The sequence below is a fragment of the Citrobacter sp. KH_055_1 genome (genome assembly GCF_057838705.1).
Window position 1 is genome coordinate 1,779,624 of record NZ_CM174473.1, and the last position, 18,711, is coordinate 1,798,334.

Annotated in this window: 12 protein-coding genes; 4 read left to right on the plus strand and 8 right to left on the minus strand. The window is 55.6% G+C overall.

Going from position 1 to position 18,711, the window contains the following annotated elements; all coding sequences use genetic code 11:
* Positions 1 to 2: 2 nt before the first annotated feature.
* Genes baeR through AC3ITF_RS08265 form a run of 6 tightly spaced genes read right to left on the minus strand, consistent with a single transcriptional unit; the run spans position 3 to position 10,984 of the window.
* A complete protein-coding gene (baeR, locus tag AC3ITF_RS08240) occupies positions 3 to 725 on the minus strand; it encodes an envelope stress response regulator BaeR (RefSeq protein ID WP_181819478.1) in 723 nt (240 codons plus the stop codon).
* Positions 722 to 2,125: an envelope stress sensor histidine kinase BaeS gene (gene baeS, locus AC3ITF_RS08245; protein ID WP_181819477.1), complete on the minus strand. Its 1,404-nt coding sequence runs from the start codon at positions 2,123 to 2,125 to the stop codon at positions 722 to 724. The genes baeR and baeS overlap by 4 nt, the downstream gene beginning before the upstream one ends.
* Positions 2,125 to 3,537: an MFS transporter gene (locus AC3ITF_RS08250; RefSeq protein WP_137362240.1), complete on the minus strand. Its 1,413-nt coding sequence runs from the start codon at positions 3,535 to 3,537 to the stop codon at positions 2,125 to 2,127. The genes baeS and AC3ITF_RS08250 overlap by 1 nt, the downstream gene beginning before the upstream one ends.
* A complete protein-coding gene (mdtC, locus tag AC3ITF_RS08255; protein ID WP_117343265.1) occupies positions 3,534 to 6,614 on the minus strand; it encodes a multidrug efflux RND transporter permease subunit MdtC in 3,081 nt (1,026 codons plus the stop codon). The genes AC3ITF_RS08250 and mdtC overlap by 4 nt, the downstream gene beginning before the upstream one ends.
* Positions 6,615 to 9,737, minus strand: coding sequence for an MdtB/MuxB family multidrug efflux RND transporter permease subunit (locus AC3ITF_RS08260; RefSeq protein WP_174360449.1), 3,123 nt, complete (start codon positions 9,735 to 9,737; stop codon positions 6,615 to 6,617).
* Complete coding sequence (locus AC3ITF_RS08265; RefSeq protein WP_489176309.1) at positions 9,737 to 10,984, minus strand: MdtA/MuxA family multidrug efflux RND transporter periplasmic adaptor subunit; 1,248 nt, start codon at positions 10,982 to 10,984, stop codon at positions 9,737 to 9,739. Before AC3ITF_RS08265 ends, AC3ITF_RS08260 begins: the two co-directional genes overlap by 1 nt.
* Before the next feature lie 278 nt (positions 10,985 to 11,262).
* Between AC3ITF_RS08265 and AC3ITF_RS08270 the strand changes: the two genes are divergently transcribed.
* Positions 11,263 to 11,322 (plus strand): type I toxin-antitoxin system Ibs family toxin, encoded by a 60-nt coding sequence (locus tag AC3ITF_RS08270; RefSeq protein WP_101741518.1) that lies wholly within the window; start codon positions 11,263 to 11,265, stop codon positions 11,320 to 11,322.
* Positions 11,323 to 11,420: 98 nt separating this feature from the next.
* Here the strand turns inward: AC3ITF_RS08270 and yegD are convergent, their stop codons facing one another.
* Complete coding sequence (yegD, locus tag AC3ITF_RS08275; RefSeq protein ID WP_181491195.1) at positions 11,421 to 12,773, minus strand: molecular chaperone; 1,353 nt, start codon at positions 12,771 to 12,773, stop codon at positions 11,421 to 11,423.
* Positions 12,774 to 12,910: 137 nt separating this feature from the next.
* Between yegD and alkA the strand changes: the two genes are divergently transcribed.
* The gene (gene alkA, locus AC3ITF_RS08280) at positions 12,911 to 13,780 is read left to right on the plus strand and encodes a DNA-3-methyladenine glycosylase 2 (RefSeq protein WP_181491196.1); all 870 of its coding nucleotides are present in this window, start codon (positions 12,911 to 12,913) and stop codon (positions 13,778 to 13,780) included.
* Here the strand turns inward: alkA and AC3ITF_RS08285 are convergent.
* Complete coding sequence (locus AC3ITF_RS08285; protein WP_489176310.1) at positions 13,748 to 17,077, minus strand: diguanylate cyclase; 3,330 nt, start codon at positions 17,075 to 17,077, stop codon at positions 13,748 to 13,750. The two genes, alkA and AC3ITF_RS08285, sit on opposite strands and share 33 nt — an antisense overlap.
* Positions 17,078 to 17,392: 315 nt before the next feature.
* Here AC3ITF_RS08285 and udk point away from each other — a divergent pair, with 315 nt between their 5' ends.
* Together udk and dcd are read left to right on the plus strand one after the other, a co-directional pair.
* Positions 17,393 to 18,034, plus strand: coding sequence for a uridine kinase (udk, locus tag AC3ITF_RS08290; protein WP_005128328.1), 642 nt, complete (start codon positions 17,393 to 17,395; stop codon positions 18,032 to 18,034).
* 91 nt (positions 18,035 to 18,125) lie between these two features.
* Positions 18,126 to 18,707, plus strand: coding sequence for a dCTP deaminase (dcd, locus tag AC3ITF_RS08295; RefSeq protein ID WP_096756576.1), 582 nt, complete (start codon positions 18,126 to 18,128; stop codon positions 18,705 to 18,707).
* Positions 18,708 to 18,711: the final 4 nt, after the last annotated feature.

The following is an 18,711-nucleotide window of genomic DNA, read 5'->3' on the forward strand; positions in this document are numbered from 1 at the left end:
AATTACGCTATCCGACAGGCATCCGCTTCCCAACGATACCCGACGCCGTACACTGCGCGGATAAACGACTGTTCGGCGTCCAGCGACTCCAGCTTGCGCCGCAGGTTCTTGATATGGCTGTCGATGGTGCGATCGGTCACGACCCGGTAGTCATCATAGAGATGGTTAAGCAACTGCTCGCGGGAGAAGACTTTTCCCGGCTCATGCGACAACGTTTTCAGTAGGCGGAACTCCGCCGGGGTTAAGTCGAGCATCTTCCCGCGCCATGACGCCTGAAAACGGCTTTCATCAACGATCAGCGGGCTGGCAGCATCCAGTTGTTGCAACTCGCGCTGGGGTTTACAGCGGCGCAGTATTGTCTTCACGCGGGCGACAACTTCGCGCGGGCTGTAGGGCTTACAGATGTAGTCATCGGCACCGATCTCCAGTCCCAACAGACGGTCAATTTCTTCGATTTTGGCGGTGACCATCATGATCGGCACTTCAGAGAAACGTCGAATTTCCCGGCATAGAGTCAAGCCGTCAGTGCCTGGCAGCATCAGATCCAGCAAAATCAGATCGGGTGGCGTCTGGCGCACGTACGGTAAAACCTGGTCACCGTGGTTGATGAGCGTCGGGGCATAGCTCGCGGCACGCAGGTAGTCGATAAGCAATTGTCCCAGCTTGGGTTCATCTTCCACGATCAGAATACGCGGCGTGTTTTCATCAATGGGTAACTCTGTCATACATCTCTCTGTAAATCGCGTTCCAGCGGTAACTCTACTGTAATGCTTACCCCGCCAAAAGGCGAATGGGCGGCGCGGATATGCCCATTGTGCGCCTCAACAATATTGACGCAAATCGCCAGACCCAGACCGGAGCCTCCGCTGGCGCGGTTACGCGAACCTTCGGTGCGATAAAATCGCTCAAACAGTTTTTGCAGCTGTGCATCGTTTACGCCCGGGGCTGAATCGGCGAAGGTCAGTAAGACCTGGCGCTCGCGCTGTTCGGCGGAAATACGCAGCCCGCCGCCGCTGTCGGTATAACGTAGGCTGTTTTCCAGCAGGTTATTGAACAGTTGCATCAGACGATCCCGGTCGCCAAACACCGTCATGCTGTCCGGCAGCGAGAGTTGTATTGTCAGTCCGCGGCTGGCAAAACGCTCGCGAAACGCGCCGCTTGCGACTTCCAGTAACGGGATCAGATCCAGGGAGGTTTTTTGATAGGCCAGGGCGCCTTCATCTGACATTGAGAGCTGATGGAGATCGTCCACCAGTTTGGTCAGCGTGCCCACTTCGGCCTGTAAAGAGGCCACCGAATCTGGAGTGAACTGGCGAACGCCATCCTGAATCGCTTCCAGCTCGCCGCGCAACACCGCCAGCGGCGTGCGCAGTTCGTGAGAAATATCGGCCATAAAATCACGGCGCATCTGCTGGTTCTTTTCCAGCGTACTGGCCAACTGGTTGAAATCCTGCGCCAGTTTGCCCAGTTCATCGGTACTGGTGGGGGCAACGCGGGTGGTGAAATCCCCCGCGGCCAGCTTGTGCGTGCCGTCCACCAGACGCTTGACGGGGGCCAGCAGACTACGCGCCAGTGTAAACGTAGCCAGCGCCGCCAGAATAGTGGAGAGCGCGACGATCAGCCAACTGGTACGGCGCTGCTGTTTATCGAAATTAATATCTGTATTACGCGTTAAGCGTTCTACGGGCGACGCGATGACGGCACCTACTTCGATCCCGTTAACCATGATTGGGCGGCGCGTGCCGTCGCCGGGAACCGGACCACGTGGGCCGACCAGCACGCGGGCGTTTTGGTCGATGACCCAAAACTGGGTACGCCAGCCGTGCGGCGGCATACCGGGGCCTGGCTTGTCATCGTTGTTGTCGTGTTCAAAAGAACGCAGGATCTGAAAAATAAAACGATCGTTATTGCGCAGAAACCGCCAGTTGCCATGTTGCTGATATTGTTCGCCCAGCGCGTCGCTCAGCATTTGTAGCCGCTGTTCATTGCCGTGTTTGATGTAGTCAATAAATCCGCGTTCGAAGCTTACCCGTACGGCCCAGTGCATGCTAATGAGTAGCACAATGCAGGTGGCAAAAATCGCCAGAAACAGTTTGCCGGTTATTCCGGGTCGCCATAACTTCATCAGTTGCTCCTTTTACGCCGTGAAATCACCGCGTTGGTTTGCGTATCGTTTGGCACGCGGGCAAAAATCATCGCTGGCAGCGCGATAATCAGGGCAATGCACAGCCAGGTATACATAAAGACGGTATGGGTGCTGCCGCTGTCGAGAGCGATATGCTGTTGACCAAACATGCCCAACAGCAGGCCAGCGATGGTTACCCCGATGCTCATCGACAGCTGCATGATCATCGACAGCAGGCTGTTGCCGCTGCTGGCGAGATCGTCAGGTAAGTCTTTTAAGGTCAGGGTGTTCATCGATGAAAAACGGGTGGAGTTGACCATGCCTTGTAAAAACAGCACGAAGGGCAGCACGTAATACCAGCCGAGCAGGGCGGTGGTCATCAGCAACAGGCAGACCAGCGACAGGCCCAGCGTGGTGGCAACCAGCACCCGACGATAACCAAACCGGTTGACGACCTGAACCACAATACGCTTCATGCCCATGCTGCCCAGTACCATCGGGATCATCATCAGCCCGGCATGAAACGGCGAAAAGCCCAGCCCAATCTGCAAAAACACCGGCGTCATAAACGGTAACATTCCGCTACCAATGCGCCCGACAAAACTGCCAAGCAGGCCTAATGAGAAAGTGGGGGTGCGAAACAGATGCAGACTGAACAGTGCGCGCGAGTTGTTGCTGGCGTGTCTGATATACAGAAGGATTGCCAGCACGCCGCAGATAACCAGCGCCGCCAGCGTAATGTCCGAGATCCCGCTGCCTTTGCTGCCATCCAGCGCCAGCGTCAGTGCCGCCATACCAACGGCCAGCAGCATAAATCCCGAAAGATCGAAGCGCCGGGTTTGCAACGTGTAGTTAGGCATCAGCATTAAGGTGGCTATTGCCCCAATAATGCCGACGGGAATGTTAATCAGGAAAATCCAGTGCCAGGACGCATACTCCACCAGAATGCCGCCTAATGCCGGGCCGAGCAACGGGCCAATTTGCCCCGGTAAGGTGACGAAGGTCATTGCCGCCATATACTGTGTGCGCGGGACAATCTTCATCACCGTCAGCCTGCCGACCGGCACCATCATCGCACCGCCGACGCCTTGTAACACGCGGGCCATTACCAGCTCATTGAGCGTGCTGGACCCGGCGCAAAACAGCGATCCCAGCGTGAACAGGATGATGGCGGTGAAGAAAATATTACGTACGCCGATCTTGTCTGCCAGCCAGCCGCTGGCGGGCAGCATCACCGCCACAGTTAAGACATACGACACAATGACCATATGCATATGCAACGGGCTTTCGCCGAGGCTTTTGGCCATTGCAGGCAGCGCGGTATTGACGATGGTGGTATCCAGCGATTGCATAAAAAAGCCGAACGCCACAATCCAAAGCTGCCAGCGGGTGCTGTCGGGAAGTTCTGTCATAAGTCTGCTACCGGGTTGCTGTTTTTACGCGAAAAACGCATCCGCAGACGGTCGAAAAAGAGATACACCACCGGGGTGGTGTACAGCGTCAGCAGTTGGCTCACTACCAGCCCGCCGACGATAGTTATCCCCAACGGCTGGCGCAGTTCCGAACCGTCGCCAGCCGATAGCACCAGCGGCAGCGCGCCAAAGAGTGCTGCCAGCGTGGTCATCATGATGGGACGAAAACGCAGCAGGCAGGCCTGGAAAATGGCTTCTTCCGGCGTCAGCTTGCCATTTCTCTGCGCCTCAAGCGCAAAGTCGACCATCATGATGGCGTTTTTCTTCACAATGCCAATTAATAGCATGATCCCTATCAGGGCGATTAGGCTGAACGGGGCATTGAACAATTCCAGTGCCAGTAGCGCACCCACCCCGGCAGAAGGCAGCGTTGAGAGGATAGTAAGCGGGTGAACGTAGCTTTCATACAGCATACCCAGCACGATGTAGACCGTGGCGATGGCGGCGATAATCAGGATCACCTGTGAGTTCATCGTATCCTGAAAAACCTGCGCCGTACCGGCAAAACTGCCGCGCACCGTTGACGGGACGCCAAGCTGGGTCATGGTCCGGTTAATGGCTTCTGTGGCCTCAGAAAGTGATGCGCCGGTCGGCAGGTTAAACGACACGGTTGAGGCGGCAGACAGCCCCTGATGGTTCACCGACAGCGGGGCGTTCGCCGGTTGCCATTTAGCAAAGTACGACAACGGGATGGCTTTGCCATCGCTATTAATGACAAACATTTTATCCAGCGCGCTGATGTCCTGGGTGTAGCGCGGGTCGACTTCCATCACCACTTTGTACTGGTTCATCGGCTGGTAGATGGTCGATATTTGCCGCTGACCAAAGGCGTTATTCAGCAGGCTGTTGGCGGCTTCGACGTCGATCCCCAGACGTGACATGGTGTCACGATCGTAGGTCAGACTCATCTCTGCACCGTTGTCCTGCTGATCGGAGTTGACGTCAGCCAGTTGGGGCAGGGTGGCTAGCGCTTTACGGATTTTCGGTTCCCATTCCCGTAATGCGGCAAGATCGTCCGACAGCAGCGTGTACTGGTAGCTGGCGTTGGCTTGCCGTCCCCCGACGCGAATATCCTGTACCGCCATCAGAAACAGGTTCGCCCCCGGCTCTTTGGCCAACTTCACGCGCAGCCTGTCAATCACCTGCTGAGCGGTTTGCTGGCGCTCTGCGCGCGGCTTCAGGGTAATAAACATCATGCCGCTGTTAACACGGGAGCCGCCGGTAAAACCGGTGACGTTGTCTACCGCCGGATCGTCACGGATGATCTTCATAAAATCCTGCAACTTTCCGCGCATGGCCTGAAAAGAAATGCTTTGGTCGGCCTGGATCCCCCCCATCAGTACGCCGGTGTCCTGCTCCGGGAAAAAGGTTTTGGGGATGGAAATATACAGCCAGACGTTGAGCGCAATGGTTGCCAGTAATACCACGCCCACCATTCGGGTATGGCGTAACACCCACTGCAGCGAGGTGGCGTAACTTTGTTGCAAGGCAACCAGTACCCGGCCAAATCCTCGCTTACGAGACTGTTCTCGTGGGGCGCTGGATTTGAGCATCCATCCGCACATCATTGGCGTAAGCGTCAGCGAGACCAGCAGTGAAATCCCGATGGCAACCGACAGGGTCACGGCAAATTCCCGCAGTAATCGTCCCGGCAGACCGCCCATTAACAGCAGCGGCAGGAACACCGCCACCAGCGACAGGCTCATGGAAAGTACCGTAAATCCGACTTCGCGCGTGCCTTGTAATGCTGCCTGGAGCGGCTTCATTCCCGCTTCCAGGTGCCGGGATATATTTTCCAGCACCACGATGGCGTCATCGACCACAAACCCGGTGGCAATGGTCAGCGCCATTAGCGACAGGTTGTTCAGACTGAATCCACACAGATACATGGCGGCAAACGTGCCAATCAGCGAGACGGGCACTGCTACGGCGGGGATCAGCGTCGCGCGCCCGGAGCGCAGGAAAACAAACACCACCAGGATAACCAGCGCCACGGAGATAATCAGCGTCTGTTCCACTTCTTCCAGCGATGCACGAATGGTCGGCGAACGATCCTGGGCAATTTGCAAATCAATGGCGGCCGGGATCAGCGTTTGTAACTCTGGCAATTTGGCCCGGATGCTGTCCACCGTCTGGATGATGTTGGCTTCCGGGAGTTTGCGGATCATCAACAGAATGGCCGGTTTGGCATTGGTCATCCCGGCGTTACGCACATCCTGCACAGAGTCAGTGATAGAGGCGACGTCACCCAGACGTACGGCCGCACCGTTGTTATAGTGAATAATCAACGGTTGATATTCTGCCGCAGTTTTGAGCTCATCGTTGGTTTGCACCTGCCAGCGGCGGGTTTCATCTTCCAGCGCGCCCTGTGGTTGACGCACGTTGGCGCTATTGATCGCGCTACGCACGTCATCCAGTGAGACGCCCTGGTTAAACAGCGCCTGTGGGTTCAGGCCAACGCGCACGGCGGGCAGGGAGCTGCCGCCGACGTCGACGTCGCCAACGCCGTCAATTTGCGCGATGGTTTGCGCCAGCTGTGTCGAGGCGAAATCATACAATTCACCCTGAGAATAAGTATCCGAGGTTAGCGTCAGGATCATGACAGGCGCATCGGATGGATTGGCCTTTCGGTACGTTGGCCGACTGGGCATTCCGCTGGGCAGCAGGCTTTGGGCGGCGTTAATGGCCGCCTGAACGTCCCGCGCCGCGCCGTTGATGTCGCGATCAAACGTAAACTCAAGAATAATGCGCGTGCTGCCAAGCGAACTGCTTGACGTCATTTCATTCACGCCCGCGATACGCCCAAGCGAGCGTTCCAGCGGCGTTGCGACGGACGACGCCATGGTTTCAGGTGATGCTCCCGGCAGCGAGGCGCTGACCATGATCACCGGGAAATCTACCTGCGGCAGCGGCGCGACCGGTAACAGGCGAAAGCCCAGAATGCCGCACAGGGTAATGGCGACGGAAAGGAGAATGGTCGCTACCGGACGATGGATGAAGAGAGCAAAAAATTTCATTTACGCGTCCTCTTCCTGACGCGGGAAGCGGTTTTTCACGTACAGCGACAGTCGGTCAAACAGCAGGTAAATCACCGGGGTGGTAAACAGGGTTAATACCTGACTGACCAGCAGTCCACCGACCATACCAATACCTAATGGGCGGCGTAACTCAGCGCCCACGCCGGTACTTAACATCAGCGGCAATGCTCCCAGCAGAGCCGCCAGCGTGGTCATCAGGATCGGGCGAAAACGCAGCAGGCACGCCTGGAATATGGCGTCGCGCGGTGCCATCCCCTGTTCGCGTTCAGCGGCAAGGGCAAAGTCAATCATCATGATGGCGTTTTTCTTGACGATACCGATCAGCAAAATAATACCGATGATCGCAATAACGTCCAGTTCACTACCGGCAATCATCAATGCCAGCAGTGCCCCGACGCCCGCCGTCGGCAGCGTGGAGAGAATGGTGATTGGGTGAATAAAGCTCTCATACAGCACGCCGAGCACGATATACATTGCGACGACCGCCGCCACAATCAGCCAGATTGTGTTGCCGAGCGCGGCCTGGAAGGCCAGCGTACTGCCCTGGAACTGGGTGGTAATACTTGACGGCAGGTCCAGCGTTTTTTCCGCCTGCAGTATTGCCTCTACCGCATCGCCCAGCGAGTGGTCATCTGGCACGTTGAACGAGATGGTGGTGACCGGGAACTGATCGAGATGGTTTATCGACAGCGGGGCAAAACGCTGCTCAATGCTGGCGATGGTGCTAAGCGGGACGATCCCACCGTCGCTGCTGGTCAGGCGAAGGGAGTCCAACGCGGAAAGCCCCGGCGTACTGGCGGTATCATGTTCCAACACCACCCGATATTGGTTTGCCTGGGTGTAGATGGTTGAAATCAGCCGCTGTCCGAAAGCGTTATACAGCGCGTTATCGACATCTGCCATGCTGATGCCTAAACGGCTGGCGCTGTCGCGATTAACATTTACATACGCCACCAGTCCCTGGTCCTGCCAGTCACTGCTGACGTCAGACAACTGCGGCAACTGCTGCAGTTTTTCCAGTAGCTGCGGCACCCAGGTGCTGAGAGCGTCCAGCGAGGTGGCCTGCAGCGTAAACTGATACTGGGTGCGGCTCACCTGCGTATCAATGGTCAGATCCTGGGTAGGCTGAAGATAGAGATCGACGCCGGGCACGTTATCCACTGCATCCTGCAGGCGAGCGATGACCTTTTGCACGCGGTCATCGCGTTCATTCAGCGGCTTAAGGTTAATTTGCAGGCGCGCGCTGTTCAGCGCCGGGTTGGTGCCATCAACGCCGACAAACGCGGTCAGGCTTTCTACTGCCGGGTCTTTAAGGATCACATCAGAGACCTGACGCTGGCGTTGAGCCATGCTGGCAAATGAGCTGGACTGCGGTGCCTGCAACGTGCCCTGAATAATGCCGTTATCCTGGATCGGGAAGAAGCCCTTCGGGATAAAGATCCACAGCATCACGCTTAATGCCAGCGTGCCGAGCGCGACGCCAAGCGTCAGCCATGGGTGGTTAAGCACTTTTGCCAGCCAGTGACCGTACCCGGCAATGACGCGCTCGAACATTCTTTCCGAGGCACGGGAGAATCGGTTTTGCTTGCGCAATGACGCCTGGCTGAGCATGCGGGCGCACATCATTGGCGTGAGCGTCAGTGATACGACGGCGGAAATCAAAATCGCCACCGCCAGCGTGACGGCGAACTCGCGGAATAATCGCCCGACGATATCGCCCATAAACAGCAGTGGGATCAGCACTGCGATCAGGGAAAACGTCAATGAGATGATAGTAAAACCAATCTCGCCTGCGCCTTTAAGGGCGGCGGTCAGCGGTTTTTCCCCTTTTTCGATATAGCGCGAAATATTCTCGATAACCACAATCGCGTCATCGACCACAAACCCCGTGGCGATGGTCAGCGCCATCAGCGTCAGGTTATTAATCGAGAAATCGAGGAATACCATTACCGCAAAGGTACCTATCAGCGATAGCGGTACGGCGACCGCGGGAATAATCGTGGCCGGTATATTGCGCAGGAACAGGTAAATGATCATCACCACCAGCGCAATCGCCAGCATCAGTTCAAACTGGGTGTCGGAAACGGAAGCACGAATGTTGGTTGTACGATCCGAAAGCACCGTGACATTGACCGATTTTGGCAGGCTTTCTGTTAGCGCAGGCAGCATCTGGCGAATGCTGTCCGCGGTGGAGATAATGTTCGCACCAGGCTGGCGCTGAACGTTCATCACGATAGCTTGTTGCTTATTGGCCCACGCGCCCAGCCAGCTGTTTTCCGCACCTTGCTCGACGGTTGCGACATCCCCGAGGCGCACTGGCGCACCGTTTTTATAGGCAATGATTAACTGACGATACTCATCGGCAGACTGCATCTGGTCGTTGGCTGACAGGGTGACGGCGCGCGTCGGGCCATCCAGGCTACCTTTGGCTGAATTGACGTTGGCGCCGGTGATGGCGGTGCGGACGGTTTCGCTGGTCAGCCCTAACGCGGCAATGGCCTGTGCGTTAAGTTTTACGCGCACGGCGGGACGTTGTCCGCCAGACAGTGTAACCAGGCCCACGCCGGAGACTTGAGAGATTTTCTGCGCCACGCGGGTTTCGACCATATCTTCCACCTGCGTCATGGGCATGGCGGTAGAGGTCACCGCCAGCGTCATGATCGGCGGATCCGCCGGGTTCACTTTGCTGTACACCGGTGGGTTGGGCAGATCGCTCGGTAATAAATTGGTGGCGGCATTAATCGCGGCCTGGACTTCCTGTTCGGCGACGTCCAGCGGTAACGTGAGCTGAAACTGCAATGTCACCACGGATGCACCACCGGAGCTTTGTGAGGACATCTGTTTTAGACCCGACATCTGCCCAAACTGGCGCTCAAGCGGAGCCGTCACGGCGGAGGTCATCACATCCGGGCTGGCACCAGGGTAGAGTGTCACTACCTGAATGGTCGGGTAATCCACTTCCGGCAACGCCGCGATGGGCAGGAAGCGATAGCCTATAATCCCGGCGAGTAAAATCGCCACCATCAGCAGCGTGGTGGCAACAGGGCGCAGAATAAACAGGCGGGATGGGCCGCCAATGTTGTCCGGAGGTAACGCCTGCATCAGGAGCGTGCTCCTTTTTTGCCGTACTCGCGTGCGGTGGCTTTATCGTTTGTGGCCGTGGCGCTATGCGCCTCCACAACGTCAACTTTCGCCCCTTCCGTCAGGCGGTCAATACCGTCGGTGACGACGCGATCGCCTGCCGACAGCCCGGCGGTAATCACCACTTTTTGACTGTCCTGAATGCCCGGTTTGACCAGATGTTTACTGACTTTATTCTCTGTATTCAGCACCCAGACAAAGTGACCTTCATTGCCCATTTGTAAGGCGGCAGTGGGGATTACGATGGCGTTTTGCTCGGTGGCGACCAGCATGCGGGCGTTAACGAACTGGTTCGGAAACAGCGTGTCATCCTGATTGTTGAAGCGAGCCTTCGCTTTGATGGTGCCGGTGGTGGCATCAATCTGGTTGTCGAGGCTCAGCAGTACGCCTTCACTGAGTTTCTGCGAATTGGTGCGATCCCAGGCTTCGACCTTCAGCGGGTTGCCCGTTTTTTGCGCCCGTAGCACGGTCGCAATATCGTTTTCTGGCAAGGTGAAGATCAGGTCGATGGGATGGGTTTGCGTAATGACGACAATCCCGGTGGTATCACCGCTGGAGATTTGGTTACCTACGTCGACCAGTTTCAGGCCGACACGGCCATCGACAGGGGCGGTGATGCGACTCCAGTCGAGCTGCAACTGGGCGCTGGCGACGCTGGCTTCATCGGCTTTGATCGTCCCTTGCGTTTCGTTCACCAATGCCTGTTGAGCATCCAGTTCCTGACGGGAGACCAGATTGGTTTTCACCAGTTGCTGATAGCGGGCCAGGTCGCGACGGGCATTTGCCAGCGTAGCGGTATCTTTGGCTAACTGTCCCTGCGCCTGGGCAAGGGCGACTTTGAACTGGCTGGGGTCTATTTCAGCCAGCAGGTCGCCGGCTTTGACCTGCTGTCCTTCCTGAAAGTGTAACGCGATGAGCTGACCGTCTACCCGACTGCGAACCGTTGCGGTATTCGCGGCCGTCACGGTGCCCAGTCCCGTCAGGTAACGTGGAACGGCTTGTTCATTGGCGGTGGCAACCTGCACGGGGGCTAGCGGACCAGAACGCATTCCGCGACGCCCTGAGGCTGCGGCGTGCTGTGCTTGCCCGGTTGCACCGGGGGCGTTCCCCTGAGATTCACTGCGACTGTGCCAGAACCAAAATGCGGCGATGGCCGCCACGACGGTCACGATTGCTATCACCCAGCGGGATTTGTTACTGCCTTTCATTGTTATAAGTTTCTCATCCTGAAACGTTTCGCGTAATGATACTAGTTTAGCCAGCGATCAAGGGCGAAAGATGGAGGAATTATGAAACACTGTCGGGATTCGTCTGAATGGCGGCGCGGCTTTGCGAGGCGTTACGCAACAATGGGCGGTGAAAATCGCCAACGCGAAAGAGTGCGCTAGAGTGCGGACAAGGCAAAAGGAGGTCAGCCAGAGATTTCAGCCGGACGCTGAAACGGGAAAGCCCCTCCCGAGGAAGGGGCCAAAATAAGGAAAGGGTTATGATGAAGTACGTCATCATACTGGTGATACTCTTAGTGATTAGCTTCGCGGCTTACTAAGACACCAGGGGAGGGGAAACCCTCCCTAACCCTCACTCCTGACCATAAGCCACAGTCACGATGATGTCAATACGCACACTTTTCAGCCTGCGAGCCGCTTAGCGGAAAACCACTTCTGCCCAGCGTGCCAGACCGGCAGTCACCGAGCCGAAATCATCGCCACCGGCGATAGGGATCCCCGGCAGCTGTTCGGAGAGGGCTTTTTTGATAAGCGGTGAGCGTGCACTGCCACCGGTCAAATAAATAACATCCGGTTTTTCCTGGGCATTATCCAGCGCCAGCTGCACCTGCTCCAGAATGCGCGCCAGTGGCTGATTGAGCGCCGTCTCCAGCCCCTGTTGGCTGATTGCCGTTGCCAGTTCATCACTGATAAATGGCAGCGCCGCCGTGACGTTTGCCTGTGTGGAAAGCGTAATTTTGCTTTCTTCAGCGCTGCGTACCAGCCGGTAGCTCAGACGCTCGCGCCAGACTTTGAGCAGCAGAGCGACTTTATCGGCTTCTTTCGCGTCGCGGATCAGATCGTTTAACAAGCGTCCGTTGGCGGTACTGTAAAAATCACTTTGGGCAGGAACGTCGTTAATGGCGATGGCGTTCCACCACGGCAGAATAGGTAAGGCGATGCCTTTTTCGGTTTCGCCTCCCATGCCGAGCAATGGCATCAGGTGTTTAAAGGCCAGCGCGATGTCCAGATCGTTACCGCCTACGCGACAGCCACTGTGACCTAACAGGCTGGTCTCGCGATCGGCGCGCTGATGCCACTGCGGGCCCATTAGCAGCAACGAGCAGTCGGTGGTACCACCGCCGATGTCCACCACCAGTACGCGTTTCTCGTCTTGCAGCGTGGCTTCATAATCCAGTCCCGCCGCGACCGGCTCGTACTGAAACACCACATCCTGGAAACCGGCGCGTTTGGCCGCACGCTCAAGAATACCTTGTGCCTGGGCGTTGGCGTCGTCGCCGCCTAACCCCTGGAAGTTGATCGGACGACCGATAACGGCCTGGGTGATCGCTTCGGGTAGCTGGTTTTGTGCCTGGTTGCGGATGTGCAGCATCATCGCGCAGACTAAGTCTTCAAATAGCGCAACCTGCTGCGGTTTCAGGCCGCTGGCACCTAAAAACGATTTTGGTGATTTAACGAAGTAGACTTCTTCCGGGTCATCAATATATTGGCCCAGTGATGCCAGACCAAACTGCACGCTATTGGCGTTCACATCGATGTCTTCTTCGCGATTAAAGCGCACCGCACGACGCAGTAATGCCTGCGTTTCGTCATCCGTTGCCGGGACATCATGATGGCGATACAGCCACTCGCTGACCGCTTCACGCGTCGGGGCGCACAGCATGGAGGGCAGTAGCGTGCTGTCATTTTCCATTTTGAGCAATTGCGGCTGCCCGTCACGCATGACGGCCACTGAACAGTTCGCCGTACCATAGTCAAAACCAATAAACACCGTAAAGCTCCCCAGGGCAGTCAAGAAGGGGCGAGACTTTAGCGAAATGTTGTCGTCCCGACAACTGGAATATGAAAGCAAGGCGCATCGGCGGAATAGCATTTATGCTGTAGGCTGGTAAAAAAAAGGACGCGGACATGTATACACTGAACTGGCAATCGCCCTATGACTGGCCCTGGATGCTGGGGTTTCTCGCTGACCGTGCCGTGGATGGCGTAGAAACTGTAGGCACATTGACGTATGCAAGAAGCCTGGCGATTGGCCAGCATCGTGGGGTGGTGAGTGTTGCCCCGGATCTGGAGGCCAACGTGCTGCAGGTAACGTTAAGCCCGGGACTTCAGCCCGTTGCCCGCGAGTGTCTGGCCAAAATGGCGCAGTTGTTCGATCTGAACTGCTGTCCGCAGCACATTGTCAGCGCGTTGGGGCGTCTGGGAGCCGCACGCCCTGGATTGCGTCTACCGGGATCGGTTGATGCGTTCGAACAGGGCGTTCGCGCGATTTTAGGTCAGTTGGTCAGCGTGGCGATGGCGGCAAAACTGACGGCGAAGGTGGTGCATCTGTATGGCGATAGGCTTGCAGACGCACCAGAGTACGTGTGCTTTCCTACCCCTGAGGCGCTGGCCGCCGCACAACCGCTGGAGCTGAAAGCGCTGGGCATGCCGCTTAAACGTGCGGAAGCGCTGATTCACCTTGCCCGGGCGGCGCTGGATGGCACGCTTAAGCCTGTTGCCCCGCCTGATATCGAGCAGGGGGTGAAGCAGTTACAAACGTTTCCAGGCATTGGGCGCTGGACGGCCAATTACTTCGCGCTGCGCGGGTGGCAGGCGAAGGACATTTTTCTTCCCGATGATTACTTGATTAAACAGCGTTTTCCAGGCATGACGCCGGCGCAAATCCGGCGCTACGCAGAGCGCTGGAAGCCCTGGCGTTCCTACGCGCTACTGCATATCTGGTATACGGAAGGCTGGCAACCATCAGTTGATGGCGAAATTGCTGGTGTTGAGTAGCAACTCCAGCGGTTGGGCGTCGGCAATAATATCGCCAAAAATCATATCAATACCGATGCCTGACAGGGCATCCATAATCAGCGGCATGTTTACCGGTCCAGCGATAGTTTTGATATCCAGACGTTGTGCGTGGCTCTGAATAATGGAAACCCACATTTCGTCCGTCAGATTGCCGTGCGCGCTGGCGCTCAGTTCGCTGTCAAGTAACAGGTAATCAGCGACGTGATACTTGAGATTGTCAAAGACCTCTAAATCGCGACCGACCTGGCTTAAAATAATGCGACAACCCGCCTGGCGTAATCGTTGCATGGCGGGCATGGCCTGCGCTGGATGCGTTTTCATCACGTCTACCGGTATGCTCAGATGCAATAAACGAGGCGGAAGCGGACTGTTTTCCATCAATGCCAGCAGTTCATCAACCAGCACGGGATTGAGCAACCCGGCGGCGGAAAGGGGCAGGGCAACGCTAAGCCCTTTACCGGCAACAGCGGAGGCAGAATGCTGGAAAAATTCAGTAAAGACCCGACGGTCGAGAGCATGATTGAGTGCAGGATCGACCAGACCGGCGCGGAAAGCCTGCTCCTCAATGACGTCGCCTTCGCTGTTCCATAAGCGCAGCGACAACAGCCAGAAGCTAAAGGTCTCAGGAACCCGTGGAGACGCGACGCCGTGGGCGATCATCAATATTGGGTTATGGGTAATGATGTTGCGTTGTTCATCGGGTGATAGTATCCCTCGCGTCGCATGCATCTGGCTCTGCTGGGGTTCATAGACGCATACCCGCCCACGTCCGCTATTTTTGGCCGCGTAGCAGGCAATATCTGCCTGCGACATTACCTCGGTGGCGATACGATTTTTGTCATCAATTAGCGTGATCCCGGCACTGGCGCCAATACGGTGTAAACGGCCTTCCCATGTAAAGTGGTAATCATTGATGGCGCTAATGACGCGACCCGCGATAAACCGGGCACTTTCGATATTACAATCTGGCAGCAGCAAGCCGAACTCATCGCCGCCAAGACGCGCCAGCACATCGCTGGTGCGCAGCATGCTCAGCATCAGAGAAGACAGCTCGCGCAGCAAGGCATCTCCCGCCGTATGACCGGCGCTATCGTTGACGGCTTTAAAACGATCCAGATCGATGAAGACCAGCGCGTGACGCTGATGGGAGTTGTGTACCGTATGCAGCAATTGTTTCAGATGGTTTTCGAAGCTGACCCGGTTGGCCAGATGCGTGAGGTCATCATGCGATGCGCTGTAACTGAGTTGACGCAACATCTTGCGTGATTCGGTGACATCCTGAATCACCAACACGGAGCCAATGCTACCGCCGTCGAGGGTGCTGAGCGGCGTGATACTGTACTGAATATCGTAGCTGGTGCCGTTACGACAATGCAGGACCACTTCTTGCTCAATAGCCGTGCGCGACATGTCGGCGCTGTAGATATTTTCCATTAGCGGGCCGTTATCACCGAAAGTAATACGCAGCACCGTGAGCAACGGGATCCCTAATGCGCTCTCTTGCGACCAGCCGCTCATTTTCTCGGCCACCGGATTCATAAAGGTGATTTTCAGGTCGACGTCGATACAAATCACCGCTTCACCGATGGAATCCAGCGTAATATGCAAACGCTCTTTTTCCTGATACAGCGCCTCGTGGAGTTGCTTCACTTCGGTCATGTCGAGATTGATACCGAGCAAACGTTCCACTTCGCCGTCTTTATTCAGCACCCGGTTAGCCAACGAGCGGATATGCCGAATGCCGTCTTTGACCGCAATGCGGAATTCAAGTTTGAAAGGAACACGTGCCGCCAGCGAATCGCGAATCACGCTTTCGGCATGTTCGCGATCTTCAGGGACCACGCAGTCATACCAGACTTGCCAACTGGGTTTGATGTGCGCAGGGACCTCATAAAGATCGAACATGCGCTTATCCCAGCTGATTACGTCAGGCTGCAATTCCCATTCCCAGATGCCAATGCCGCCTGCTTCATTCGCCAGCGTAATACGTTCCATTAACCGCTTATTGATCCACTCCGTGTGTTTCAGGTCGTTAATGTCCTCAACCTGGGCAATAAAGTAGAGCGGAGTGTTATCGCTATGACGTACCAGTGAAACGGCCAGCAGTGCCCAGACCACCTCGCCTGCGCGGGTGTAATAGCGTTTTTCCATTGAATAACTATTGATTTCACCGCGCGACAGCATTTGCAACTGCTCAAGGTCGTTATTCAGATCTTCCGGCCAGGTTAACTGCTGGAAGGTCAGCGAGCGCAGCTCTTCCTGGCTGTAACCCAGAAAATGACACAAGGCTTTATTGGCCTGTAGCCATTGCCCCTCGGTGCCCACCAGCGCCATGCCGATAGCGGAGTATTCCATGGCGTTGCGAAAACGCGTTTCGCTCTCTGAAATGTGTTTACGTTCGGCACGAAACGCGTACATGACCATGGTCATCATGTTTGCCGGTAACAGAATCATCAAAAACGGCAGCCACGGCATGCTGGACATGACAAACGTTTTCGAGGTGGAGAGCAGTGAAGGGTCGGCGGCCAGCATTAGCGAGACCATCATTACGGTGCTGAGGAAAATCAGAAACGCTTCCATGCGCGGCAGACGCACGGCACTCCACATCAGCAAAACGATCACGCAGGTAAACGGCCATGGAAGATACATCATCGACAGCCAGCTGAACGCTAAAGTTACCAGTAGGGTGATGAGCGTTTCCAGCAATAAACGGGGATCGCGGTGACGCAGCAGATAGTGCGGCTTAAACAGCAAACCTAACGGTACCAGCGCGAGCGCGCCGATGGATTCTGAAAGCACCCAAATTAGAAACGTATTTAACGACGTTTCACCTGGAAGCAGCAGCCACATCAAAAAACCGCCCAGCAGCGGTGGGACCACGGCACTACCGAATGCCAGACGCGCCCAGTCGTTAAGATTTTGTAAGGGATTGTACCAGGGCAACAGCCTGCGCAATAACATGGCGCCCGCAACGGCCTCAATAATATTGATGGCAGTGTAGGTGAAATTCAGCGTGTCGGTCGGGAAGAACAACAAAGAGGCACCGATGCTGCCCAAGGAGCATGCCAGCGCGATCCCCGGCCACATCTTTCCTGCATGACGGTAAAAAGCCACCATCATAATTGAGGTCGGGAACCACAGCGGCGCCAGCTGCGTACCGTAACGGGACAGCTCCAGCGAGAACAACGTAAAGATGAACGCCACCAGACCTAAACTGGCCAGGCGCAGTAGAGGATGCGGTAAGGTAACTAAAACATGTTGGGATGGTTTACTCATTACCGCTTTACCCGAATAGCCGATGTCGCCGTGGCGAAGATGCCGGAAGCATCATGTTTAATCTGTGATTATGCTAGTACAAACATTTTACAATTAATACGCCAGCTGCTCATAAAATAACACTCTCAAGCTATTAATTCCTAAGGTGGGTGAATAAATTTTGTGCCTGCTTTAAAACTGACCATTTTAATTTGCGACAGGGACTGCATTGGTGCAGCCTGGGCTGGCGTCGCGCCGCTGAAATCCCTATAATTGCCGCGTTTGGCGTTTCGACGCCCCCTTCCTAACATCCAGGTTAATCAGGTCGCTAAATTTATGACTGATCAGTCTCATCAGTGCGTCATTATCGGCATTGCCGGCGCATCGGCTTCCGGCAAGAGTCTTATTGCCAGTACTCTCTATCGCGAATTGCGTGAACAAGTGGGTGACGAACATATTGGCGTTATTCCCGAAGACAGTTATTACAAAGATCAAAGCCATCTGTCGATGGAAGAACGTGTAAAAACCAACTACGACCATCCGAACGCGATGGATCACAGCCTGCTGTTCCAGCATCTGCAAACGCTGAAACGCGGCTCGGCGATTGAATTACCCGTCTACAGCTATGTTGAACACACGCGTACGCAAGAGACTATTCATATTGAACCCAAAAAAGTGATTATCCTCGAAGGCATTTTGCTGCTGACGGATGCACGTTTGCGTGACGAGATGAATTTTTCTATTTTTGTAGATACCCCGCTCGACATTTGTCTGATGCGCCGTATCAAGCGGGACGTCAACGAGCGCGGCCGCTCGATGGATTCGGTGATGGCGCAATACCAGAAAACTGTGCGTCCAATGTTCCTGCAATTTATTGAACCCTCAAAACAATACGCCGATATCATCGTGCCGCGCGGGGGTAAAAACCGCATTGCCATCGATATTCTGAAGGCGAAAATCAGTCAGTTCTTTGAATAAGTTCAGCGAATTGTGTACCGTTCAGTAATAACCTGGTTCACCCTTAACGCACCTGGCGTTAAGGGGTTGAAGCACGAAAGGAGAAAGTGCCATGCGTTTATGTGACCGAGATATTGAAGCCTGGTTGGATGCAGGTCGTCTGTCGATCAATCCACGTCCTCCTGTCGAGCGTATTAATGGCGCAACAGTAGATGTGCGTCTTGGCAATAAATTTCGTACGTTCCGCGGTCATACGGCAGCGTATATCGATTTGAGCGGGCCGAAGGATGAAGTTAGCGCCGCGCTGGATCGCGTGATGAGTGATGAAATTGTCCTTGCCGAAGGCGAAGCATTTTTCCTGCATCCCGGCGAGTTAGCGTTGGCCGTAACCTTTGAATCCGTCACGCTTCCGGCAGATTTGGTTGGCTGGTTAGACGGCCGTTCGTCGCTGGCGCGTCTGGGCCTGATGGTTCACGTGACCGCGCACCGTATCGATCCGGGCTGGTCAGGGTGCATTGTGCTGGAATTTTATAACTCCGGGAAATTACCGCTGGCCTTGCGTCCGGGCATGCCGATTGGTGCGCTGAGTTTTGAACCGCTCTCCGGTCCGGCTGCGCGTCCCTACAATCGCCGCCAGGATGCGAAGTATCGCGACCAGCAGGGTGCAGTAGCCAGCCGGATTGATAAAGACTGATTTA